The 22,376-nt window shown below is 70.6% G+C and carries 17 protein-coding genes and 1 pseudogene; 11 read left to right on the top strand and 7 right to left on the bottom strand.

Annotation, left to right across the window (positions count from 1 at the left end; all coding sequences use genetic code 11):
- Positions 1–29 precede the first annotated feature (29 nt).
- Entirely contained in the window at positions 30–2,780 is a 2,751-nt protein-coding gene (locus tag ABZ795_RS11905) for a DNA methyltransferase (RefSeq protein WP_357530297.1), read from the bottom strand.
- 2 nt (positions 2,781–2,782) lie between these two features.
- The gene (locus ABZ795_RS11900; RefSeq protein WP_327022226.1) at positions 2,783–3,031 is read right to left on the bottom strand and encodes a hypothetical protein; all 249 of its coding nucleotides are present in this window, start codon (positions 3,029–3,031) and stop codon (positions 2,783–2,785) included.
- Positions 3,032–3,238: 207 nt separating this feature from the next.
- Here ABZ795_RS11900 and ABZ795_RS11895 point away from each other — a divergent pair, with 207 nt between their 5' ends.
- The 4 genes from ABZ795_RS11895 to ispG all read left to right on the top strand — a co-directional run bounded on the left by ABZ795_RS11895 (position 3,239) and on the right by ispG (position 7,646).
- On the top strand, positions 3,239–3,904 hold the full coding sequence (locus tag ABZ795_RS11895) for a Uma2 family endonuclease (protein WP_357530296.1): 666 nt from the start codon (positions 3,239–3,241) through the stop codon (positions 3,902–3,904).
- Positions 3,905–4,002: 98 nt separating this feature from the next.
- Positions 4,003–5,214: a 1-deoxy-D-xylulose-5-phosphate reductoisomerase gene (dxr, locus tag ABZ795_RS11890; RefSeq protein WP_357530295.1), complete on the top strand. Its 1,212-nt coding sequence runs from the start codon at positions 4,003–4,005 to the stop codon at positions 5,212–5,214.
- Positions 5,214–6,464: a site-2 protease family protein gene (locus ABZ795_RS11885; RefSeq protein WP_357530294.1), complete on the top strand. Its 1,251-nt coding sequence runs from the start codon at positions 5,214–5,216 to the stop codon at positions 6,462–6,464. The genes dxr and ABZ795_RS11885 overlap by 1 nt, the downstream gene beginning before the upstream one ends.
- Before the next feature lie 9 nt (positions 6,465–6,473).
- Positions 6,474–7,646, top strand: a complete 1,173-nt coding sequence (gene ispG, locus ABZ795_RS11880; protein WP_357530293.1) for a flavodoxin-dependent (E)-4-hydroxy-3-methylbut-2-enyl-diphosphate synthase — start codon at positions 6,474–6,476, stop codon at positions 7,644–7,646.
- Between the two features lie 139 nt (positions 7,647–7,785).
- Here the strand turns inward: ispG and ABZ795_RS11875 are convergent.
- Positions 7,786–7,998: pseudogene (locus tag ABZ795_RS11875) on the bottom strand (PadR family transcriptional regulator); the annotation flags it as partial.
- Between the two features lie 103 nt (positions 7,999–8,101).
- Between ABZ795_RS11875 and ABZ795_RS11870 the strand changes: the two are divergent.
- Both ABZ795_RS11870 and ABZ795_RS11865 read left to right on the top strand, forming a co-directional pair.
- Positions 8,102–8,941: a GNAT family N-acetyltransferase gene (locus tag ABZ795_RS11870; protein WP_357530292.1), complete on the top strand. Its 840-nt coding sequence runs from the start codon at positions 8,102–8,104 to the stop codon at positions 8,939–8,941.
- 130 nt (positions 8,942–9,071) lie between these two features.
- Positions 9,072–12,692 (top strand): ABC transporter ATP-binding protein, encoded by a 3,621-nt coding sequence (locus tag ABZ795_RS11865; RefSeq protein ID WP_357530291.1) that lies wholly within the window; start codon positions 9,072–9,074, stop codon positions 12,690–12,692.
- A 100-nt stretch (positions 12,693–12,792) separates the two neighbouring features.
- On the opposite strand, the gene ABZ795_RS11860 is transcribed toward ABZ795_RS11865, so the two are convergent.
- The 3 genes from ABZ795_RS11860 to ABZ795_RS11850 are packed head-to-tail and all read right to left on the bottom strand — an operon-like array spanning position 12,793 to position 15,546.
- On the bottom strand, positions 12,793–13,860 hold the full coding sequence (locus tag ABZ795_RS11860; protein WP_357530290.1) for an NADH:flavin oxidoreductase/NADH oxidase: 1,068 nt from the start codon (positions 13,858–13,860) through the stop codon (positions 12,793–12,795).
- Between the two features lie 26 nt (positions 13,861–13,886).
- Complete coding sequence (locus ABZ795_RS11855; protein WP_357530289.1) at positions 13,887–14,588, bottom strand: DUF998 domain-containing protein; 702 nt, start codon at positions 14,586–14,588, stop codon at positions 13,887–13,889.
- Positions 14,581–15,546, bottom strand: coding sequence for a glutathione S-transferase C-terminal domain-containing protein (locus ABZ795_RS11850; protein ID WP_357530288.1), 966 nt, complete (start codon positions 15,544–15,546; stop codon positions 14,581–14,583). Before ABZ795_RS11850 ends, ABZ795_RS11855 begins: the two co-directional genes overlap by 8 nt.
- A 106-nt stretch (positions 15,547–15,652) precedes the next feature.
- On the opposite strand from ABZ795_RS11850, the gene pcaF reads away from it, so the two are divergent.
- The 4 genes from pcaF to ABZ795_RS11830 all read left to right on the top strand — a co-directional run bounded on the left by pcaF (position 15,653) and on the right by ABZ795_RS11830 (position 20,541).
- Positions 15,653–16,855, top strand: coding sequence for a 3-oxoadipyl-CoA thiolase (pcaF, locus tag ABZ795_RS11845; protein WP_357530287.1), 1,203 nt, complete (start codon positions 15,653–15,655; stop codon positions 16,853–16,855).
- Between the two features lie 145 nt (positions 16,856–17,000).
- Positions 17,001–17,819, top strand: coding sequence for an SAM-dependent methyltransferase (locus tag ABZ795_RS11840; protein ID WP_357530286.1), 819 nt, complete (start codon positions 17,001–17,003; stop codon positions 17,817–17,819).
- 4 nt (positions 17,820–17,823) lie between these two features.
- Positions 17,824–19,962: an EAL domain-containing protein gene (locus tag ABZ795_RS11835; protein WP_357530285.1), complete on the top strand. Its 2,139-nt coding sequence runs from the start codon at positions 17,824–17,826 to the stop codon at positions 19,960–19,962.
- 78 nt (positions 19,963–20,040) lie between these two features.
- Positions 20,041–20,541, top strand: a complete 501-nt coding sequence (locus tag ABZ795_RS11830) for a DUF456 domain-containing protein (RefSeq protein WP_357530284.1) — start codon at positions 20,041–20,043, stop codon at positions 20,539–20,541.
- 202 nt (positions 20,542–20,743) lie between these two features.
- Here the strand turns inward: ABZ795_RS11830 and ABZ795_RS11825 are convergent, their stop codons facing one another.
- On the bottom strand, positions 20,744–21,652 hold the full coding sequence (locus ABZ795_RS11825; protein WP_357530283.1) for an oxidoreductase: 909 nt from the start codon (positions 21,650–21,652) through the stop codon (positions 20,744–20,746).
- 63 nt (positions 21,653–21,715) lie between these two features.
- Here ABZ795_RS11825 and ABZ795_RS11820 point away from each other — a divergent pair, with 63 nt between their 5' ends.
- A complete protein-coding gene (locus ABZ795_RS11820) occupies positions 21,716–22,300 on the top strand; it encodes a TetR/AcrR family transcriptional regulator (RefSeq protein WP_357530282.1) in 585 nt (194 codons plus the stop codon).
- The last annotated feature ends 76 nt before the right edge of the window (positions 22,301–22,376 follow it).

Here is a 22,376-nt window from a genome sequence, read left to right as displayed (position 1 = left end):
ACCGGCTCGGCACCAGGCGTCTGGCCTGGTCAGGCGACCGGAAGACCGAGCTGTTGCGCGACCGCCCTGCCGTCTCGACCGGTGAACGGATCGTAGGGACGCTGCCCGGCGGCGATCTCCGCGTTCAGGGCGAGCAACCGCCGGGCGATCTCGTCCCTGTCCTGCGCGATCGACTTCGGCCAGCCGTAGCAGTCAGCCACCGCCTCATCCAGCTCGCGGTGCAATTTCTTCAGATCCGAGTACGCGCCGTCGTCCACCAGGTTGTAGAGCCGGGTCAGCCCGAACTCCTCGGTGGCGCAGATCTCCTGCCGCCTCGCGATCATGCGTCGGCTCGCCTCAGCCACCCGCTCCCGTTGCTCGTCGGTCACCGGGTACGGCCACGGAAACGGCAGGAACGCCGAAGTGGGGGTGTATCTGATGTCCCGCTTGAGAGTCGAGGACTGGGACCACGCGAAGGCGCTGTGCGTGGAGGACGACAGCACCCCCATCGAGTAGTCGTCATCGAAGGCGAACACGTAGACCAGATCGCTTGGGCAGGTCCACGGCTCGCACCAGGTCAACAGCAGCCGCTTACCAACACGCCCAGCCGCGATGTAGCGGGGCAGGCCGGTCAGCGTAGTACGCATGCCGACAGCGATTTCGCCGAACAACCACCACTTCTCCCGCCGCGATTTTCGGCTGTTGCTGTCGCGCACGGGCTTGACACGTTCCCGTACAAGTCTCAGGGCAGCGGGATACTTCATCGCGGCTTCGAGCGGCCGTTGCGCAAAGTCGATTACCCAACGTCTCGGCCGTTGCCCGGGATCGTCCGCGATATCCTCGCTGACGATGTAGGGGCGGACGACATCCCGGTACCCTGCCTCTCGACGCTGCAACAGCGAGCGCGCCTCCTCGTCGGTGATGATGAAATCACCGACCGGAATTGGCCCTTGGAAACACCGACCCTTGTTGGGCGTCAGCGTCAGCGCCTTGCCAGTCGACGACTCCGGTGCCCTCAACTCGGCCGTGATGCCGGTGACGGCTTCGTTGTCGAGGGTGAACTCGGTGGGCGGCTCGGCGGGTGATTTGACCCAGTTGACCAGGCTGACGTGCACCTTGGCCTCGCCCGGCCAAACCTGGCTGGAGACCGCGTCGGTGATCACGCCGCCGTTGCTGGTGACGTATTCCAGGCTGGCCGAGCGGGCGCGGTTCTGGGCGATCGAGTTGGTGCCGACCAGCCCGGCCCGCTGACCCGGCTTGAGGTGCTGGTGGGCGCGGCGGAACCAGTAGACGCAGAAGTCCTTGATGCCGACCTTGAAGGTATTGGTCAGCCACTTGAGGTAGTCGTCACCGTGCGCGTCCCGCATGAACTGCGAGCCGAGGAAAGGCGGGTTGCCGACGATGCAGTCGGTCTCCGGCCAGGGCACCCGCAGCGCGTCCGCCGTACGGATCGAGCCGAGGCTGACCAGCGGCAGGGCCGGCTCGGCTTCGCCGTACTTTTCGATCATCTGCCGGTGCCCCATCCAGAGGGTGACCCGGGCGACGGCGGTCGCCATCGGCACCACATCGATCCCCTGCATGTTGCGTAGCGGGAAGTAGGGCAGTCCGGTCGGCACGGGCAGGCCCGACTTCTTCGCCAACTCGGTGATCCGCTCCTTGAGCGTGTGCTCCAGATGACGCAGCTCCCGATAGGCGACGTAGAGGAAGTTGCCGCAGCCGCAGGCCGGGTCGAGCACCCGGAACCGACACAGCTCGTCCAGCAGGGCGACGCCCTCGTCCGGGGTGGTCACCGCGTCGATCCGCGACCGCCACGGTTTGACGATGGTCGGCCGGATGATCTTCAGGATGTCGATTTCGTGGGTGTAGTGGGCGCCGAGGGCGCTGCGGTCCGTGCCGAGGAAGCCCTCGATGAGCGACCCGAAGATGGTCGGGTCGACCTTGCGCCAGTTGTACTCGGCGATCCGCAGCAGCTCGGCGGCCTCGTCCTTGGTCAGGTGCACCAGGGCGGGCCGGTCGAAGAGGTCCCCGTTGACGAACTGCGTGCCCTTGAGGACTCCCTGCCGACCGTGGTCATCCGGATCGTTGAGCGAGGTGAAGAGGCCGCCGAGCATGAGGTACGACGACCAGTAGTCGCCAACATCGGTGAGGAACCGCAACGTCCGCTCAGTCGGCCGCCCCTCGATCATGTCGTAGTCCTCGGCGAAGAACAGCCAGACCATCTGGAGGATGAACCGCTGGATCGACTCGGGTGGCGCGGCCTGTCGGCTGAGCAGGCCCTGATAGACGTTCGCCACCGCGATGGCGGCGGTCTTCGTCAGTTCGCGGCTGCTGTGGTGGAACAGCGGCTCGTCCCCGGCGAGCACCATCAGTGACTCGTACCGGTCGGGTAGTTCGGCGAGGTCGAACTCCAGCAGCGGGGCGTTCGGGTACTTCCCCGGCTCCCAGATCTCGAAGCGGTGGAAGGAGCAGAGGACCACGAATTGAGGCGCCGGTTTCCCCGCCGCCACGTCAGCCGAGTTGTGCCAGTAGTCAAGCGCCTGCTTGCGGTGCTGGGCGAGTCGGCCGGTCTCCTTCGGCGCCTTCATCTCCACGATGAGCAGGCCCGGCAGGTGCAGGTCCATGATGCCGGTGGAGGAATGCGCGTCCTCGAAGAGTGCCCCGGCATCCTTACGGTTGCGCCCGTAGCACTCGAACAGCTCGTTGAGGAAGGTCTGCGCTTCGGAGCGTTCGCTGCCCGCGTACGTCTGCCAACGGCCGACGAACTTGATCAGGGCCGCCCGGATCTCCTCACCACTGCGCATGGTCAAAAGAGCTTAGGCGAATCCGCAGAGAAGTAGGCACCCTGAAACAGGTCCTTGCGAGCAATCTCCAGATTCCGGGCCGCCGTATCCAACATCCGAGCCAGATCATCACAGCCGACCGTCATGGAGACGGTGCGCTTCGCCCGCTCAGTCCGTTTGATGGCCTGCTCGATGTTGAGTAGCGCCTCGGAGACCTCGCGGAGCCCCGCCTCCCGGGCAGCCTGTTCAGGAGTGTGGTCAAGATCAGACATGTGTGGTCCTTTCGGCGGCCGGGCAGACCCAGCGTACGGCCTGGTCGGGCCGCTCCGCGATCGCAGCCCGCCGAGGTGCGGGTGCCACAGGCTTGGTCGACATCGCTCTGCCCGACTGTGTCGGACAGGTTGTGCGATGGCGTGCGCTGCGGGCTGTGCTGGCTAGGCTGAGCTGAGCAAGATGTTCCGCTGAGGGGGTGAGCCCGGATGGCCCAGGCCGCGTACGCGCCCGAACCCGCGCCGGACGCCGATGACCGGCCCGCCGGGCCGTCGTTCGACGTGCTGCGGTGGCACGACGAGCCGTGGACCGCTCAGCTCGCCCTCGACCTGTTGCCGGAGACCAACGGCCCCAAGGTTGAGGTCCTGAGCGGAAGCGTGATCGTGACACCCCACGCCGGATATGACCACCAGGATGCCGAGCTTGATCTCGCGTACCTGTTGAAGCAGGCTGCCCGGAAGGCCAAGCTGTGGCTCTACGCGGAGGCGAACGTCGTCTCCGGGCAGGATCTCTTCATCCCCGACCTCGTCGTGCTGCGCGTTCCCGGAGGGGGGCGCACGACCATGGACATCAGGCATGCCGTTCTGCTTGGCGAGGTCGTGTCGCCCGGCAACCGGCGTAAGGACATCATCGATCGTCCGCGCGAGTACGGTACGGCCGGCGTGCCCTTCTTCCTCCGGGTCGACCTGCGTAACCGAGTCCCCACCATCGCACTGTTCGAGCTGATCGACGGCGAGTACCGACCGGTGGCCGCCGCTGCGGCCGGAAGCACCTTCGTGATGCGGGAGCCGTTCGAGTTCTCGATCGATCCGGCTGACCTGCTCGGCGAGGAAGCTCCGTTGGAAGAGGAGAACCCTCCGAGCGAGGAGGGCTGACGGTAGCTCCTCCGGTTAACAAGGGGCCCTTCCTCTACCGCAGGCGTTAATAAGGTGCCCTTCCTTCTCGCCCAGCGGGCGTGGGGAAGAATGGCGGCGTGAGTTCCCCCCGTGATCTTGTGCTGTTGGGTTGTACCGGGTCGATCGGTACCCAGGCCATCGACATCGTGCGGCGCAACCCGGACCGGTTCCGGGTGGTGGCGCTGGGTGCCGGTGGCGGCAATGTCGGGCTGCTCGCCGCCCAGGCGCTCGAACTCGGTGTCGAGGCGGTCGGGGTGGCCAAGGCCTCCGCCGCCCAGGATCTTCAGTTGGCCTTCTACGCCGAGGCTAGTCGGCGGGGCTGGGCCTCCGGGGAGTTCAAGCTGCCCAAGATCGTGGCCGGTCCGGACGCGATGACCGAGTTGGCGCAGTGGCCGTGTGATGTCGTACTCAACGGGGTGGTGGGGTCCCTGGGGCTGGCGCCGACCCTGGCCGCGCTGCGGGCCGGGCGTACCCTCGCGTTGGCCAACAAGGAGTCCCTGGTGGCCGGCGGCTCGCTGGTCAAGGCCGCGGTGACGCGGCCGGAGCAGATCGTCCCGGTGGATTCGGAGCACTCGGCGCTCGCGCAGTGCCTGCGCGGTGGCAGCCGGGGTGAGGTACGCCGACTGATCGTCACCGCCAGTGGTGGACCCTTCCGGGGCAGGCGGCGCGAGGAGTTGACCTCCGTCACGCCTGAGCAGGCCCTGGCGCACCCGACGTGGAACATGGGGCCGGTGGTCACGATCAACTCGGCGACCATGGTCAACAAGGCGTTGGAGGTGATCGAGGCGCACGAGCTGTTCGACGTGCCGTACGCCGACATCACCGTGATGGTGCACCCCCAGTCGGTGATCCATTCGATGGTGGAGTTCGTCGACGGGTCCACGATCGCCCAGGCCAGCCCGCCGGACATGCGGCTGCCGATCGCCCTGGGCCTGGGCTGGCCCGACCGGGTGGCCGAGGCCGCCGCCCCGGTCGACTGGACTGCCGCGCACACCTGGGAGTTCGCCCCGCTGGACGACACCGCCTTCCCGGCGGTGGCGCTGGCCAAGGCGGCCGGCGAGGCGGGGCGCTGCCGGCCGGCGATCTACAACGCGGCCAACGAGGAGTGTGTGGCGGCCTTCGTGGCCGGGCGACTGCCCTTCCTCGGCATCGTCGACACGTTACAGCGGGTGTTGGAGGGGGCTCCCGATTTCGGTGAACCGGGTAACGTCGAGGACGTACTCGAAGCCGAGTCGTGGGCCCGCGCGCACGCGCAGGAGATCATCGCTGCTGCGGTGGAAGGAGTTTGATGTCGTTCGCGTTCGGGGTGGCGCTGTTCGCCCTCGGCATCCTCGTCTCGGTCAGCCTGCACGAGGCCGGCCACATGCTCACCGCCAAGGCCTTCGGCATGAAGGTCACCCGCTACTTCGTCGGCTTCGGCCCGACCATCTTCTCCTTCAAGCGGGGCGAGACCGAGTACGGCCTCAAGGGCATCCCCCTCGGTGGCTTCTGCAAGATCGTCGGGATGACCCCGCAGGACGACGACGTCGAACCCGGCGACGAGAAGCGGGCCATGTGGCGCTACCCGGTGTGGAAGCGGACCATCGTGATGTCCGCCGGGTCGATCACCCACTTCGGGTTGGCGATCTTCGCGGCCTGGCTGGCGGCGATGACCTTCGGGCTGCCCAACCCGGACTTCCCGCGGGACGAGCAGCAGATCCGGGCCGAGCCCGCGGTGATCGCCATCCAGGACTGTGTCCTGCCGGACACCACCTACCGGGAGTGCGCCGCAGGTGACGCGGCCAGCCCGGCCGGGGCGGCCGGGCTGCGCAACGGCGACCGGATCACCTCGATCAACGGCACCCCGATCAACAACTACGGCGAGCTGCTGACCACCCTGCGGGCCACCACCCCGGGCAGCACCGCCACCATCGGGTACGAGCGGGACGGCCAGCCGGCCACCACGGAGACCACCCTGGCGACCACCAAGCGCCCGCCGATCGACAACCCGGAGGGTCCGGTCACCGAGGTCTCCGCGCTCGGCGTCGGCCTGGTCCTGAGCACCCCGGGCCTGGTCTCCTACGGCCCGGTGGAGGCCGTCGGCGCGACCAGCACCTTCATCGGCGACATGGCGGTGGCCACCGCCCAGGCCCTGCAGCGCCTGCCGGAGAAGGTCCCCGCCCTGTGGACCGCCATCACCGGTGGGGAACGTGACATCGACACCCCGATCAGCGTGGTCGGCGCCAGCGTGCTCGGCGGCGAGGCCGTCGCCAACAACGCCTGGGAAATCTTCATCATGCTGTTCATCTCGCTGAACTTCTTCATCGGGGTGTTCAACCTGCTGCCGCTGCTGCCCCTGGACGGCGGCCACATCGCCATCGCCTGGTTCGAACGGGCCCGCTCCTGGGTGTACGCGCGGCTGCGCCGCCCCGACCCGGGCCGTGTCGACTACTTCAAACTGATGCCCTTCACGTACGTGGTGATCCTGATCGGTGGGGTGTTCACCCTGCTCACGATCACCGCGGACGTCGTCAACCCGATCACCCTCTTCCCAAGGTGAGTGCCTGAAGTGACCGCTGTCCGCCTCGGTATGCCCGCCGTACCGCCGCCGCCGCTGGCCCCCCGCCGGGCCAGTCGCCAGATCATGGTCGGTTCGGTGCCGGTCGGTGGGGGTGCCCCGGTCTCCGTGCAGTCGATGACCACCACCCTGACCGCCGACGTCAACGCCACTCTCCAGCAGATCGCCGAGCTGACCGCCTCCGGCTGCCAGATCGTCCGGGTGGCGGTGCCCAGCCAGGACGACGTGGAGGCCCTGCCGGCGATCGCCCGCAAGTCGCAGATCCCGGTCATCGCCGACATCCACTTCCAGCCGAAGTACGTCTTCGCCGCGATCGACGCCGGCTGCGCGGCGGTACGGGTCAACCCGGGCAACATCCGGCAGTTCGACGACAAGGTCAAGGAGATCGCGGCAGCGGCCTCCGCCGCCGGTACCCCGATCCGGATCGGGGTCAACGCCGGCTCCCTGGACAAGCGGCTGCTCGCCAAGTACGGCAAGGCCACCGCCGAGGCCCTGGTCGAGTCGGCGCTGTGGGAGTGCTCCCTGTTCGAGGAGCACGGCTTCCGGGACATCAAGATCTCGGTCAAGCACAACGACCCCGTGGTGATGATCCGGGCCTACCGCCAGCTAGCCGAGCAGTGCGACTACCCCCTGCACCTGGGGGTCACCGAGGCCGGCCCCGCCTTCCAGGGCACCATCAAGTCGGCGGTCGCCTTCGGCGCCCTGCTGGCCGAGGGGATCGGCGACACCATCCGGGTGTCCCTGTCCGCGCCGCCGGTCGAGGAGATCAAGGTCGGCAACCAGATCCTGGAGTCCCTGGGGCTGCGTGAGCGTGGCCTGGAGATCGTCTCCTGCCCCTCCTGCGGGCGGGCCCAGGTGGACGTCTACAAGCTCGCCGAGGAGGTCACCGCCGGCCTGGAGGGGCTGCCGGTGCCGCTGCGGGTGGCCGTGATGGGCTGTGTCGTCAACGGTCCCGGTGAGGCCCGCGAGGCCGACCTGGGGGTGGCCTCCGGCAACGGCAAGGGGCAGATCTTCGTCAAGGGCCAGGTCATCAAGACCGTGCCCGAGGGGCAGATCGTGGAGACCCTCATCGAGGAGGCGCTACGACTGGCCGACGAGATGGGCGCCGAACTGCCCGAGGACCTGCGTGGCCTGCTCCCCGGCGCCACCGTCAGCGTCCACTGACCCACCCACTGATGCCCTCGCGCTCCGCGGGGGCCCCATGATCGTGCTCGATGTGGGATCGAGTGGCTATTCGTCGAGACGAGGCCACTCGATCCCACATCGAGGGTGATGTTGCGCCTGGAGTGCAGCACCTTCCGAGTCACTCGGATTCGGCGAGGATGGCGTACAGCTTGCGGCGGGTCTCGTCCAGCACCGTGGCGGCGCGTTCCCGCTGGTCGTCGGTGCCGGTCAGCATCACCTGCCGAAGGGCCTGCATGGCCTGCGCGCCCGCGTGCCGGATGTCGTGCCAACTGTTGACGGTGTCCTCGGCGACCTCCGCCCAGGGCGGTGTCTGGGCCGCCGTCTCGGCCTCGGAGGCATCAACGGGACGTTCCGTGCCCGCTGCGCTGCCGAGGGTGCTCATGACGGTTACCGTCCGCCAACACGACTCGGACCGATCTGGCAGGCTGGTAACCGTGCTGACGGCGCCGGTGCGGCAACTGGGGGAGTCGGAGCGTCGTGCGGTCGAACGGCTGCTCGACCTCGACCCGTACGCGGGAGCGCAGGTCGCCGAGCGGGTCGCCGCGCGTGGGCTGGCCTGGTGGCGGGCCGAGGGGCGGGTGCTCGGGTACGGCTCCCGTCGGCAGCTCGAATCGGTCTGCTGGCTGGGCGGCAACCTGACCCCGGTGCTGGCCACCCGACAGGCCACGGCCGCCTTCGCCGACCTGCTGGCCGGTGAGGACCGGATCTGCTCCTCCATCGTGGGGCGGGCCGACGCGGTGCTGGAGTTGTGGGACCGCCTCTGCGACACCTGGGGACCGGCCCGGGACGTACGCCCCAACCAGCCGTTGCTGGTCACGGAGGCCCTGCCGACCGTCCCGGCCGACCCGCACGTACGCCTGGTCCGGGGTGCCGAACTAGACCTGCTCTTCCCGGCGGCGGTGGCGATGTACACCGAGGAGGTCGGGGTCTCACCGCTGACCGAGGACGCCGGGCGCGGGTACCGCCGCCGGGTCACCGACCTGATCCGAGCCAATCGGGCGTACGCCCGGTTCGTCGACGGTCGGGTGGTCTTCAAGGCCGAACTCGCGGTCGTCACCCGGCACACCGCGCAGATCCAGGGGGTCTGGGTGGCGCCGGAGTGGCGCGGCCGGGGCATCGCCACGGCGGCGATGGCGGCGGTGGTACGCGACGCGCTCCACCGGGTGGCCCCGACGGTCAGCCTGTACGTCAACGACTTCAACCAGCCCGCCCGGCGGGTCTACGAGCGGTGCGGGTTCCGCCCGGTCGGCACCCTGGCCACCGTGTTGTTCTGACGCGCGGCGAGAGTTGCCCAGCTCACCTGGGCCGCTGTGAGGTGGCCCGGATAACGCAAAAATGGGTTGAATCGGCTGGTCGCCCACCGCAGGCTGGAGCCTTCGTACAGCACACCGGAGGACCTGACCCGTGCGACTGCTTCGTGATCTGTGGGTCACCTCTCCCCGCCGGATGACCCTGGTGGTCGTCCTGATCGTGCTCGGCGGCATCGGTCAGGCGGTCACGGCCGCGCTGGCCGGGCCGGTGCTGGTGAACCGGTCCGTCGGCTTCTTCCTGGTGCTGTCGATCGCCCTGGTGGTCGCCGTCCTCAGCGACCTGGTGGTCAGCCTGGTGATGGCCGGGGTGACCGCCGACTGGTCCGCCGACCTGCGGCGTCGGCTGTGTCGGGTGGCGCTGGGGCAACCCGTGCCCGCCCTGGAGACCACCCCGGTGGGCGAGATGCTCGACCGCATCGACGGTGACGTCTACGACGTGGCCTCCGGGGTACGCGGCCCCGGCATCCGGTTGGCCCAGGCGCTGGCGGTGGGCCTGGTCTCCACAGTGGTCGGGCTGACCGTCTGGTGGCCGGCCGGGCTCGGCATGCTGCTGCTGACCATCCTGCTGGCGGTCACCCTGCGGCGTCCCGCGAGCCGGATCGCCCCGGCCCGGATGAAGGAGGAGGCGGCCTGGTCCGACCTGGCGGCGGTGATGGAGGAGTCCATCCACGGCCAGGACGACGTACGCACCACCCTGGCCCGCCCGTACGTGCTGCGCCTGTACGCCCGCCGGGCCTCCGAGGTGCTCCGCCGGGGCCTGCTGGTCTGGCGGATGGGTGCCCAGGTGAACACGATCGCCGCCGGGGTCACCCGGGTCGGCATCGCCCTGGTGGTGCTGGGCGGGGTGTGGGCGCTGAGCACCGGCCGGGTGGATGCCGCCCGGCTGACGGCGATCTGGCTGCTGGCCCTCTCCCTGGGCATGACTGTCGAACACGTCAGCCGGATGGTGCCCGAGGTGCAGTACGCCCTGGGCGCCTGGGGACGGGTGCAGCTGCTGCAGAACGCCGAACAGGAACCCGCCGGCGGCGACCCCCCGGTCGACGGGGACCTGACCATCCGCGGCCTGACCTTCCACTATCCGGCCGGGGCGGACACCGGCCGGGGTCCGGCCCTGCGCGACATCGACCTGACCTTCACCCGGGGCCGGTCGTACGCGCTCGTCGGGCGGACCGGTTCGGGCAAGTCGACCCTGGCCAAGGTGCTGACCCGGGCGGTCGAGGTGCCACCGGGCACGGTGCTGCTCGGCGGGCGGGACGTGCTCGACCTGGATGTGGAACAGCTTCGCCGGTGGATAGCGGTGGTGCCGCAGCGCACCGAGATCCTGGCCGGCACCCTCGCCGAGAACGTGGCCCTGTTCGACCCGGAACTGCTCGACGCCGCCGGCCGGGCCCTGCACGAGTTGGGCCTGGCCGGGTGGATCGCCGAACTGCCCGCCGGCCTGGACACCCGGCTCGGCGAGGGTGGGCATGTGCTGTCCGCCGGGCAGGAACAACTGGTCGCCTTCGCCCGCATCCTGGTCCGCGACCCCCATGTGGTGATCCTCGACGAGGCCACCGCCCGACTGGACCCGGTCACCGAGGCCCGGGTGCAGCAGGCCACCGCGCGGCTGCTGCGGGACCGGATCGGCATCGTCATCGCCCACCGGCTCTCCTCCGTACGGGAGTGCGACGAGGTGGTGGTGCTGGCCGACGGCGCGGTGGTGGAGGCCGCCCCGCTGGCCAGCTCCCGCCGCTTCGCCGAACTGCTGGCCGCCAGCAATACGGACGGGTACGGCGACGCCGCCGCCCTGCTCGGCGAAGCCGAAGCCGATGCCGCTCGGGTGCTCGGGGAACCGGCACTGGTCGGGGCCGTGGCGACGGAGTCGGCGGGCCGGGTGCTCACTCCGGCACCCTCCGGTGGTGCCGGGCCGTCGGCCCCGGGAGTCGAGCGCTCCGCCGACGATCCGGGGCCGACCCTGACAGCCGAACCGATCGCGCCGGTCGCGGGGGACCAGGTCGACGGGGGTACGACCGGGTCGGGTGTCGACCGGCGACCGGCCTCCCGGACCCAGACCCTGCGGGAGGTCCTGCGACTCTGCCTCAACGATCCCCGTTACGGGGTGGCCGTCATCGGGGTCTTCGCCGTACTGGCCATTCTCGGCCTGGACGGCCCGATCCTGGCCTGGCTCTGGGCCGACGTGGTCGACGGCACCGGGGACCCCTGGCTGCCCGCGTTGGGCATCGCGGTCGGCCTGATCGTCGCCATCCCGACCAACTACTGGACCCACCTGTGGTTCCCGGCCTGGTTCGTGCGGCAGATGCTGCGGATCAGCGCCCGCCTGGTGCACGGTCAGACCGGTCCGCGCCGGATCAGCCGACACACCCCGGCCGAGGTGGTGGCCCAGGGCGGTGACACCGAACGGGTCGTCCAACTGGCCGACAACATGCTGGACCAGACCGTAGCGGTGATCCTGCTGACCGTGATGACCCTGGTCACCGGCAGCGTGGTGCCGGGGCTGTTCTTCCTCGGCACGATGGTGCTGTCCGGGCTGGCCGCCACCGGGTTCGGGCCGCGACTGGAGCGGGCGGCCCGCGACACCGTGGCCGCGCGGGCGGCCTTCGCCACCGCCCTGGTGTCCAGCCTGTCGGCGGCCCGGACGATCAAGCTGGCCGGGGCCACCCGTCCGGTGCTGACCCACCTGGCCGACCTCGACACGGTACGCAGCGACCGGCAACGCCGGGAGATCGCCGTGCAGGTGTGGGCCAGATCCACTCCGGCACTGGCCAGCGGCCTGCTGCCGATCGGGGTCTGGGCGCTGTACCTGGCCGGGAGCATCTCCTCCGGAGCGGCGCTGGTCGCGGTCGCCACCCTGGGCGCGGCGCGCTGGTTCGCGTGGACCACCGCATCCCTGGTCTCCCAGGTGCCGTCAGCCCGGGTGTGGACCCGCCGGACGATCGAGATGGCCGGGGTCGAGGCGTACTCAGCGGGGATTCCCGGGGTCGATCTCACGGCGGGCACCGCCCCGGCCCCACCGCAGGCACCGCGTACCCCGCTGCGTCGGCTGGAGTTGACCGGCTTCGGGGTACGGCACACCGACGGCACCGTGGCGGTACGCGATGTCGACCTGACCGTGGCGCGTGGTCAACTCGTGCTGGTCGTCGGACCGGTCGGCTCGGGCAAGTCCTCCCTGCTGCGGGCCCTGGCCGGGATCGCCCCGCACATCGGGCAGTTGACCTGGAACGGGGATCCGGTCACCGAGCCGGAGGTGTTCCTGCGCCCCAACCAGGTCGGTTATGTCGGCCAGGTGCCCCGGGTGCTCTCCGGCACGGTCGCCGACAACATCACCCTGGGGCATCCGGTCGACCCCGAGCACGCCGTGACCACCGCTCAACTGGAACACGACCTGGCGGCCACCGGCAGCGGACTGGGGCTGCTCATCGGGCACAAGGGCACCCGGCTCTCCGGCGGGCAACTCCAGCGCCTGGCCCTGGCTCGGGCGTTGGCACCGCGTACCGAACTGCTGATCGCCGACGACATCTCCAGCGCCCTGGACGTCACCACGGAACTGGACCTGTGGCAGGCCCTGCGCGAGCACGGGGTGACCGTCGTGGGTTCCACCTCGAAGCGGGCCGCCCTGGTGCGGGCCGACCATGTGCTGGTGCTGATCGGCGGCACGGTGGCGGCCCAGGGCCCGTGGCGCGACCTGGAACAACGTTGGGGGCACCTGGCCGGCTGAGCCCGGCGGCAGCACGGCCGGGCCCGGCTCCCGCCCTGAGACCGCCTGCCGGGCCCGGCCCTGTCGCCCTGAGACCGCCCGCAGGTACGGCCTCTCGTGCTCAGACCGCCCGCAGGTACTGCCGGGGCCAGGCGGCCTCGGCGCCCAGCTTGGCGGCGGCCTGGTGCGGCCAGTACGGGTTGCGCAGCAGTTCCCGACCGAGCAGCACCAGGTCGGCCGCACCCTCGGCGATGATCGCCTCGGCCTGCTCCGGCTCGACGATCAGGCCGACCGCTCCGGTGGGCACCTGGGCCTCCCGGCGGACCTGGGCGGCCAGCGGCACCTGGTAGCCCCGGCCGACCGGGATGCTGGCGTCCGGCGAGGCACCGCCGGAGGAACAGTCGACCAGGTCCACTCCGGCGGCGGCCAACTCGGTGGCGAGCGCCACGCTGTCGTCCACGGTCCAGCCGCCCGCCACCCAGTCGGTGGCCGAGATCCGAACCAGCACCGGCAGGTCCTCGCCGACGGCGGCCCGGACCGCCCGGGTGACCTCCAGGGTCAGCCGCATCCGCCCGGCCCGGTCCCCACCCCAGCCGTCGGTGCGGTGATTGGTCAACGGCGACAGGAACTCGTGCAGCAAGTAGCCGTGCGCGGCGTGCACCTCCACGGCGGCGAAGCCCGCGGCCACCGCCCGGTCGGCCGCCACCGCGAAGGCCCGCACCACGGCGGCGATGCCGGCCTCGTCCAGGGCGGTCGGCACCCGGTACTCCGGCAGGAAGGGCTCCTCGGTGGGCCCCATCGGAGTCCATCCGCCCTCGGCGTCCGGTACCCCACCTCGGCGCGGATCCCCGGGCCGGTAGGTGGAGGCCTTGAAACCGGCGTGCGCCAGTTGCACGACCGGCACCGCCCCGTGGGCGGCCACGAACCGGGTCACCGGACGCCAGGCGTCGACATGCCGGTCGGACCAGATCCCGGTGTCCTGAGGGCTGATCCGCCCCTCCGGCAGCACCGCGGTGGCCTCGGTCATCACCAGGCCGGCCCCACCGACCGCCCGGGTGCCCAGGTGCACCAGGTGCCAGTCGTGGGGCAGGCCGTCGGGACCGGCACTGTACTGGCACATGGGTGCCAGGGCGATCCGGTTGGGCAGGGTCACCGCGCGCAGGGTCAGGGGTGTGAACAACGCACTCATCAGCCCATCCTCTCCCGGAGCAGGTGCTATCCGGGCGGGCGGCCATGGTGTGCTGAAGCACCCGTCAAGGGGTCCCGGCGGTCGGCGGCTGCGGACCCGGTGGCGAGGATCAGAGCGGATACCGCCCCCCAGGAGACGATCACCAGCAGCAGTAGGCGTTCCAGCACCCCGGCCAGCGGTCCCCGGCCGATGAACAGCATGGCCAGGGCTAGGGCGCCGGCCAGGGGGAGAGCCGCCGCCAGGCTGATCCCGGCGGTTCGGCGCAGCGGGTCCGTCGCCACCCGGGACAGCACGATCGCGATCATGGCGAGGACGGTGGCGCCGGCCGCGACGATGCTGACCGCCCCGTGCACCAGGTCCGCCACGGTCGCCGCCTCGAACGGCGGCAGTGGGCAGCCGGTGCTACAGGGCACCGCAGCGGACAGGCCGGTGGCCAGCGCACCCGCGACGAGCAGCAGCACCCCCACCCGCAACGCCTTGTCCGGCTGCCGCCCGGGATGGTCACGCCGGGCCAGGTGGTCGCGTAGGGCGGAGGCGAGGAGCAGCAGTGCGGCGCCGAGGGTGAACAATCCCAGCCGGTAGGTCCAGGCGTACCGGTTGCCGGGCACCCCGGCCTCGCTGACGTACCCGGCCAGGCTGGGACCGGGACCGACGACGACGGCGATGCTCGCCGCGATCGCGCCGGCGAGTATGCAGACGGCCGCACCGGTCGCGCGGGGCTCAGCCACGTCCGTGCGGCGTCATCCAGCCGTGCAGGTCCGGGCCGAGCGGTACGACACCACTCGGGTTGATCTCGTCGTGGGTGGCGTAGTAGTGCCGCTTGATGTGATCGAAGTCGACGGTCTCCCCGAAGCCGGGGGTGGTGAACAGATCCCGGGCGTACGCCCACAGCACCGGCATCTCGGTCAGCTTCTGTCGGTTGCACTTGAAGTGCCCGTGGTACGCCACATCGAAGCGGACCAGGGTGGTGAACAGCCGGATGTCCGCCTCGGTGATCGTGTCGCCCATCAGGTACCGCTGGTCGGCCAGCCGCTGCGACAGCGCGTCCAACCGGTCGAACAGGGCCCGGTACGCCTCGTCGTACGCCTGCTGGGAGGTGGCGAAACCGCAGCGGTACACCCCGTTGTTGACGTCCCGGTGGATCTCGGCCATCAGCCGGTCCATCTCCGGCCGCAGCGCCACCGGGTAGAGGTCCGGGGCGTCCGGTGCGTGCAGCCGTCGCCACTCGGTGGACAGATCCAGGGTGAGCTGCGGGTAGTCGTTGGTGACCACCCGCCCGGTGCGGGTGTCGACCAGGGCCGGCACGGTGACCCGGCCGGTGTAGTCGGGGTCGGTGGCGAGGTACGCCTCGGAGAGGAAACCGACGCCCAGTACGGGGTCGAAGCCGTCCGGGTCGAGGGTGAACCGCCAGCCCCGCTCGTCCCGGATCGGGTCGACCGTGCCCAGGGAGATGACCTCGTCCAGCCCCAGCAGATCGCGCACGATCAGGGCCCGGTGTGCCCAGGGGCAGGCCCGGCACCAGATCAGCCGGTACCGGCCGGGCTCCAGGGGCCAGCGGCCCTGCTCGTCCGGGCCACCACCGGGGGGTGAAGTGGAATGCGGGGTGACCCGCCCGGTGAACCGGTTGGGTTGGCGGACGAAGGCACCGGCCTGGCTGGTCTCCGCGTCGAACTGGGCTCTTGCCATGCCGACAAACCTATCCGGCCCGGTCGGCGATATCCTGGCGGTCGAAGCTTCCCTTGATCCAATGGCTGCTTCCTACCCCCGCCTTCCCACCCCCGAAGGATCTGCGATGACGGTGGCATACCTGGTGGCCGGTGTCCGCACCCCGATCGGCCGGTACGCCGGCGCGCTAGCGGGCGTACGCCCCGACGACCTGGCCGCGCACGTTATCCGGGAACTGGTCGCCCGGCACCTGTCGGTGGACTGGTCCCGGACCGATGACGTGGTCTTCGGCTGCGCCAACCAGGCCGGCGAGGACAACCGCAACGTGGCCCGGATGGCGGCGCTGCTCGGCGGGCTGCCGGAGCAGGTGTCCGGCAGCACGGTCAACCGGCTCTGCGGCTCCGGCCTAGACGCCCTGGCCTCGGCCGCCCGGGCGATCGTCGCCGGGGAGGCCGATCTGGTCGTGGCCGGCGGGGTGGAGAGCATGAGCCGGGCACCCTTCGTCATGCCGAAGGCCACCAGCGCCTTCTCCCGCGCCGCCGAGGTGTACGACACCACGATCGGTTGGCGGCTGGTCAACCCCCTGATGGAGCAGGGCTGGGGGGTCGACTCGATGCCGGAGACGGCGGAGAACGTCGCCGTCGAGTTCGGGGTGGACCGGCTGGCCCAGGACGAGTTCGCGTACCGCTCGCAGGTGCGTGCCGCCAAGGCGCAGGCCGACAGGCGGCTGGCCGAGGAGATCGTGCCGGTGACCGTGCCGGCCGGTCGGCGGGAGACCCGGCTGGTAGAGCACGACGAGCATCCCCGGCAGACCTCGATGGAGAAGCTGGGCGCCCTGCCCACCCCCTTCCGTACCGGCGGCACGGTGACCGCCGGCAACTCCTCCGGGGTCAACGACGGTGCGGTGGCGCTGCTGGTCGCCTCGCAGCGGGCCGTCGAGGAGTACGGTCTCACCCCGCTGGCCCGGGTGGTCGGGACGGCGACCGCCGGGGTGCCCCCACGGATCATGGGTATCGGTCCGGTGCCGGCGACCCAGCGGCTGCTTGAGCGCCAGGGCCTGACCGTGGCCGACCTGGACGTGATCGAGTTGAACGAGGCGTTCGCCGCCCAGGCCGTGGCGGTGCTGCGGGAGCTGGGGCTGCCCGAGGACGCCGAGCACGTCAACCCCAACGGTGGCGCCATCGCGCTGGGACACCCCCTGGGTGCCAGCGGGGCCCGGCTCGCGCTGACGGCCGCCCTGGAGCTGCGTCGTCGCGGCGGCCGGCGGGCCCTGGCCACCATGTGCGTGGGCGTGGGGCAGGGCATCGCCCTGTTGCTGGAAGCCGCCTGACCCGCCGCCTGACCCCGCCCGGGGGTGGCCCGGGCGGGTGCGGGGTCGGCTGTCGACAAAGAGCCTTGTGGATCTCCCAGGGTGTGCCGCGCGGGCCTAGAGTAGTCAGCGTCACTTGATCTGTGGCGAGGACTTGGGGTGACCAGTGCAGCAGCCGGACGGACCACCAATCGAGATCGACCTTTCCCGGCCCAGCGCGGCCCGGGTGTACGACTACTTCCTGGGCGGCGCCCACAATTTCGAGATCGACCGACAGTTGGCCGATCAGATAGCGGCCATGACCCCGAACCTGCCGGCCACCATGCGGGCGGGTCGGGAGTTCCTGCGCCGGGCGGTACGGGTGCTGCTCGACGCCGGCATCGACCAGTTCCTCGACATCGGCTCCGGCATCCCCACCGTCGGCAACGTGCACGAGGTCGCCCAGGCCGCCGACCCGAAGGCCCGGGTGGTGTACGTCGACATCGACCCGGTGGCGGTGGCCCACAGTCGGGAGCTGCTGGCCGGCAACGAGCTGACCGGGGTCATCCACGCCGACCTGCGCGAGCCGGAGCGGATCCTGGCCGAGGCCGAGAGGTTGCAGCTGCTCGACTTCGGTCGGCCGATGGGCATCCTGCTGGCAGGGGTGGTGCACTTCGTTCCGGACGCCGACCGTCCCGCCGACATTCTGGCCACTCTGCGTGCCGCCGCCGCACCCGGCAGTCACCTGGTGATCTCGCACTCCACCTTCGAGGACCAGCCCCAGGAGATGCTGGACGCGCAGCGGCTCCCCGCGCGGACCAGCACCGAGATCACCCTCCGCTCCCGGGCGGAGATCACCGACTTCCTCGGTGACTGGACGATCCTCGAACCGGGTGTGGTGCACATGGAGCTGTGGCGTCCGGACTCACCCGCTGAGGTGGCGGCCGAGGCGCAGCGTTTCGGCGCCTTCGGTGCGGTGGCTCGCCACGACCGCACCGCGGAGTGATCTGATGTCGGCCGTCGACGCCGGCGGGGGGCGTGCCGTCGACCCGGTCGGTGCGCAGAGCTACGCGAGTGAGTGGGCACAGGCGGTACGCCGCCTGGGCTTCATGCCGATGAGCGCGGCCGACACCCAGCGGCTGCTGCTGTCGTACACCCTGCGGTTGGCCGAGGCGTTGCTGGACGCCGAGGAGGTGGCCTCGGCGGTGGCGGCGGAGGTCGGCCAGGCCCTGGTCGAGGCGCACCTGACCGAGCCGGGGGTCATCGAGTGGGCGGTGCGTTCGGTCGCGGACCGGCTGCCCGACCAGGTGCTGGGCGGGGCGGCCGGGCTCGACGACCGGATCGCGGCGATGCAGGGTGGCCTGGCGGCCGGTTTCGCCCGGGCCCTGCGCAACCGCACCTTCGTCCAGCAGGAGCGGATCGCCCGGTCGGCCTGGCAGGCCCGGGACAATGTCGAGCAGGCGTTGCGGGACAGCGAGGCCCGATTCCGGGCGGTCTTCCGGGGTGCGGCCATCGGCATCGGCATCGCCGACGTGGACGGGCAGATCATCGACGTCAACCAGCCCTTCGCCGACATGCTCGGCTACTCCATCGAGGAACTGCGGCACCTCAACGTGGCGGAACTTTTCCACCGCGACGACGTGCCCGGCATGTGGGAGTTGTACCGGGAACTGGTCGAGGGCAAGCATGACGCCGTCCGGGTGGAGAAGCGCTACCACCGCAAGGACGGCAGCTCCGTCTGGACGGACCTGGCGGTCTCCCTGATCCGGCACGAGGACGGTCGTCCCCGGTTCACCGTCGCGGTGGCGGAGGACATCACCCAGCGCTACGAACTGCAAAATCGACTGCGCTTCCAGGCGCTGCACGATCCCCTCACCGAGCTTCCCAACCGGACCCTGTTCTTCGAGACCCTCAGCCGCCTGCTGGCCACCTCGGGCCGGGTCGGGGTCTGCTTCCTCGACCTGGACGGCTTCAAGGCGATCAACGACAGCCTCGGGCACGATCTCGGCGACCGGCTGCTCATGACGATCGCCCGGCGGCTGGCCGGCTGTGTGGCCGAGCACGGCTACCTGGTCGCCCGGATGGGCGGGGACGAATTCGTCATCCTGGTCGACGGGGACGCCGGTGTCGAGGACATGATCGCGGTGGCCGAACTGGCACTGGCCGCGGTAGCCGCCCCGGTGTTCATCGACGACCAGCAGCTGATGGTCTCGGCCAGCGTCGGCATCGTCGGCTCGGACCTGGTCGGCACCAGCCCCTCCGAGCTGATGAAGGCCGCCGACACCACCCTGTACTGGGCCAAGGAGCAGGGCCGGGGCCGCTGGGCGGTGTACGACCCGGAGCGCAGCGCCCGGGACATCGCCCGCTCGGCCCTGGTCGCCGGGCTTCCGGTGGCCCTGGACCGGGACGAGTTCGTGGTGCACTACCAGCCGATCGTGTCGCTGCTGGACGGTCGGATGCTGGCGGTCGAGGCGCTGGTCCGCTGGCAGCACCCCGAGCTGGGCCTGATCGGCCCGGACATGTTCATCGGGTTGGCCGAGGAGACCGGCCTGATCGTGCGGCTGGGGGAGTGGGTGCTGCGGCAGGCCTGCCGGGACGCCTACCGGTGGTATGTCGACTTCCCCGAGGCACGGCTGGTGGTCAGCGTCAATCTGGCGGCCCGGCAGGCCGACGCTCCGGTGATCGTGGACACGGTGGCGGACGCCCTGGCCAGCAGCGGACTGCCGGCGGATCTGCTGCAACTGGAGTTGACCGAGAGCGCCGTGATGGGCTCCGGCGGTGAGCCGCTGCGCACCCTGCACCGGTTGGCCGCCCTAGGGGTCCGGCTGGCCGTCGACGACTTCGGCACCGGTTACTCGAATCTGGCGTACCTGCGGCGGCTGCCGATCACCTGCCTGAAACTGGCCGCCCCCTTCGTCGAGGGCATCCGGGGCGACGAGCCGGACCTCGCCGACCACCGGGACGAACGCATCGTCGACGCCCTGGTGCGGTTGGCCCACGCCCTGGAACTCTGGGTGACCGCCGAGGCGGTGGAGACCGAGGCCCAGGCCGAACGGCTGCGGGCGCTACGCTGCGACTCCGCGCAGGGCCGCCTGTTCGGCTGTGCAGCACCCGCCGAAACCATCTCCACCCGCCTGGCCGGCGGGTAAGGAAGGGCACCTTGTTAACGCCTGCGGTAGAGAAAGGGCCCCTTCTTAACAGATGAAGCAATCGGATGGGGAACCGGCGTGAGCCTGACAGAAACCGGCGCGCTGATATCGGTGATCACCGCGCTGGCCATCCTCGCCGGGCTGGCCGGGGTGGTGGTGCCCGGCCTGCCGGCCCTGCCGCTGTGCTGGGGCGGCGTACTCGTGTGGGCACTGTTCGGGGAGGCCGGCGCCGGTCGCTGGTTGGTGCTGGCGGCGGCCACCGTGGTGGCCCTGGGCGGCACCGTGGTCAAGTACGCCTGGCCCGGCCGCAACCTCAAACGGGCCGGGGTGCCGACGGCCACCCTGCTGGTCGGGGCTCTGCTTGGTCTGGTCGGCTTCTTCGTCATCCCGGTCGTCGGTCTGGTCATCGGCTTCGTCGGCGGAATCTTCCTGATGGAACGACTGCGGCTGGGCGACACCGGGCTGGCCTGGCCCGCCACCAAACAGGCCGTCGCCGCGGCGGGCCTGGCGATGCTGATCGAGTTCCTGGCCGGGGTGGTGATCGGCGCACTCTGGGTGGCCGGTCTGGTGCTGGCCTGACCGTCGGACCAGGACCGAGGCGGCGCGGGGCGGGTGTCAGGGTAGGGCGCTGCGCCGTACCCGAGAGAGAGGTGACGTTTCCCCGCGCCGCCGCGGCTGCCGGGCGTGCCGAGGGCCCGGGTAGGCCCGTCGCGATCGGGCCTGGTCACAAGCCCAAGAATGCGGTACGCCGCAGCTCCCGGCAACGCAATTGTGGGGTCCTTCAGCGTTCACTGCCGCTGGGAACCCGCAGCGGAAACCGTACGCCGGTCAGTTCTTCGGAGACCCGCCACAGGCGACGGGCGGTGACCTCGTCCTGGGCGGCCTTGGACCGGCCGACCAGCTTCGGTGCGCCGCGCCCTTGCAGCAGCCCGCCGGGGCCGGCGAAGCTGCCGCCGGGCAGGTCGGCGACGGCCGCGTACAGGGTGGGCAGCGCGCCGTCCTCCTCGCTCTGGGCCAGGAAGTTGACCGCAATCGTGTGCACCAGACGCCTCCGCAGGGGGTCACCGTCGAGGTGCCCGAGCAGGTTGGTGGCCGCCAGGCCGGGGTGGGCGGCGAGGGCGCGCACCGGTGACGCGACCTCGGTGAGTCGGCGTTGCAGCTCGGCGGTGAAGAGCAGATTCGCCAACTTCGACTGGGCGTACGCCCGGAAGGCCCGGTAGGGCTTGCGTTCCCAGTTGAGGTCGTCGAAGTCGATAGCGCCGGCCCGGTGTCCGCCGGAGGAGACCGTGACCACCCGGCCGGTGATCTGCGGCAGCAGCAGGTTGGTCAGCGCGAAGTGCCCCAGGTGGTTGGTGCCGATTTGAAGCTCGAAGCCGTCGGCGGTGCGGCCGAGCGGCGGCACCATCAGACCGGCGTTGTTGATCAGCACATCGATCGGGTCCTGGAACCCCTCCGCGAAGGCACGCACGGAGGCGAGGTCGGCCAGGTCGAGTCGGCGTACGAGAGTCTCGCCGTCCATGGTCGCGGCGGCGGCCTGCCCCTTCGTGGTGTCGCGGACGGCGAGCACGACCCGGGCGCCCCGGGCGGCGAGGGCCCGGGCGGCGGCGCGGCCGATGCCGCTGTTGGCGCCGGTGATGACGACGGTCCGGCTGTGCATGGCGGGAATCTGGCCGGTGCTGAATGTAGTCATGACAAACAATGTATGCGGTGACAACAATGATGTCAACGCCTACATTGCGTTAGAGTGATGCCCATGTCCGGGTACCACCACGGGAACCTCCGGGCGGCACTGCTCGCCGCCGCCGAGCGCAGCCTGCGCCAGCACGGCGTGGACCAGCTCTCCCTGCGCGAGCTGGCTCGCGAGGTGGGGGTCAGCCACGCCGCGCCGCGCCGGCACTTCCCCGACCGCCAGGCATTGCTGGACGCGCTGGCGGAGGCCGGGTTCGCCCGCCTGGAGGCCGAACTGCGCGCGGCGCTCGCCGCCGCCGGCCCGCAGTTCGCACCTCGCCTGCATGGGGTGGCGGCGGCCTACCTGCGGTTCGCCACCGAGGACGCCGCGCTGCTGGAACTGATGTTCGCCGGCAAGCACCGCGAAGGCGCCGACCGTCTGGTCGCCGCCGCTGCGGCGGCGTTCGGGCTGCTGAACGATCTGATCGTGCAGGGTCAGGAGGAGGGGGCACTCGCCCCCGGCGACCCGGAGCAGGTCGGCATCGTGCTGCTCGCGACCCTGCACGGCATCGCCACCCTGACCAACGGCAACCTGGTCCCGCCGGGACTGGCCGAGGGGCTCGTGGGCAGGGCGGTCGACCAGTTCATCCGAGGACCGCGAACCGACTAGGCGACGCCGCGACGAATCACCTCACCTCTACCTGCTGTCGCCCTTTGCTCTGCTTCAACCGACGCAACGGTTTCTG

Origin of the sequence: Micromonospora sp. NPDC047134, assembly GCF_040643455.1 — a bacterium.
GTDB lineage: Bacteria > Actinomycetota > Actinomycetes > Mycobacteriales > Micromonosporaceae > Micromonospora.
This window is presented reverse-complemented; position numbering and strand designations above follow the sequence as displayed.

Coding starts and splice junctions, on each gene's coding strand:
- ABZ795_RS11905 (WP_357530297.1), bottom strand. CDS start 2,780: ATGCGCAGTGGTGAGGAGATCCGGGCGGCCCTGATCAAGTTCGTCGGC.
- ABZ795_RS11900 (WP_327022226.1), bottom strand. CDS start 3,031: ATGTCTGATCTTGACCACACTCCTGAACAGGCTGCCCGGGAGGCGGGG.
- ABZ795_RS11895 (WP_357530296.1), top strand. CDS start 3,239: ATGGCCCAGGCCGCGTACGCGCCCGAACCCGCGCCGGACGCCGATGAC.
- ABZ795_RS11885 (WP_357530294.1), top strand. CDS start 5,214: ATGTCGTTCGCGTTCGGGGTGGCGCTGTTCGCCCTCGGCATCCTCGTC.
- ABZ795_RS11860 (WP_357530290.1), bottom strand. CDS start 13,860: ATGAGTGCGTTGTTCACACCCCTGACCCTGCGCGCGGTGACCCTGCCC.
- ABZ795_RS11850 (WP_357530288.1), bottom strand. CDS start 15,546: ATGGCAAGAGCCCAGTTCGACGCGGAGACCAGCCAGGCCGGTGCCTTC.
- pcaF (WP_357530287.1), top strand. CDS start 15,653: ATGACGGTGGCATACCTGGTGGCCGGTGTCCGCACCCCGATCGGCCGG.
- ABZ795_RS11835 (WP_357530285.1), top strand. CDS start 17,824: ATGTCGGCCGTCGACGCCGGCGGGGGGCGTGCCGTCGACCCGGTCGGT.
- ABZ795_RS11825 (WP_357530283.1), bottom strand. CDS start 21,652: ATGACTACATTCAGCACCGGCCAGATTCCCGCCATGCACAGCCGGACC.
- ABZ795_RS11820 (WP_357530282.1), top strand. CDS start 21,716: ATGTCCGGGTACCACCACGGGAACCTCCGGGCGGCACTGCTCGCCGCC.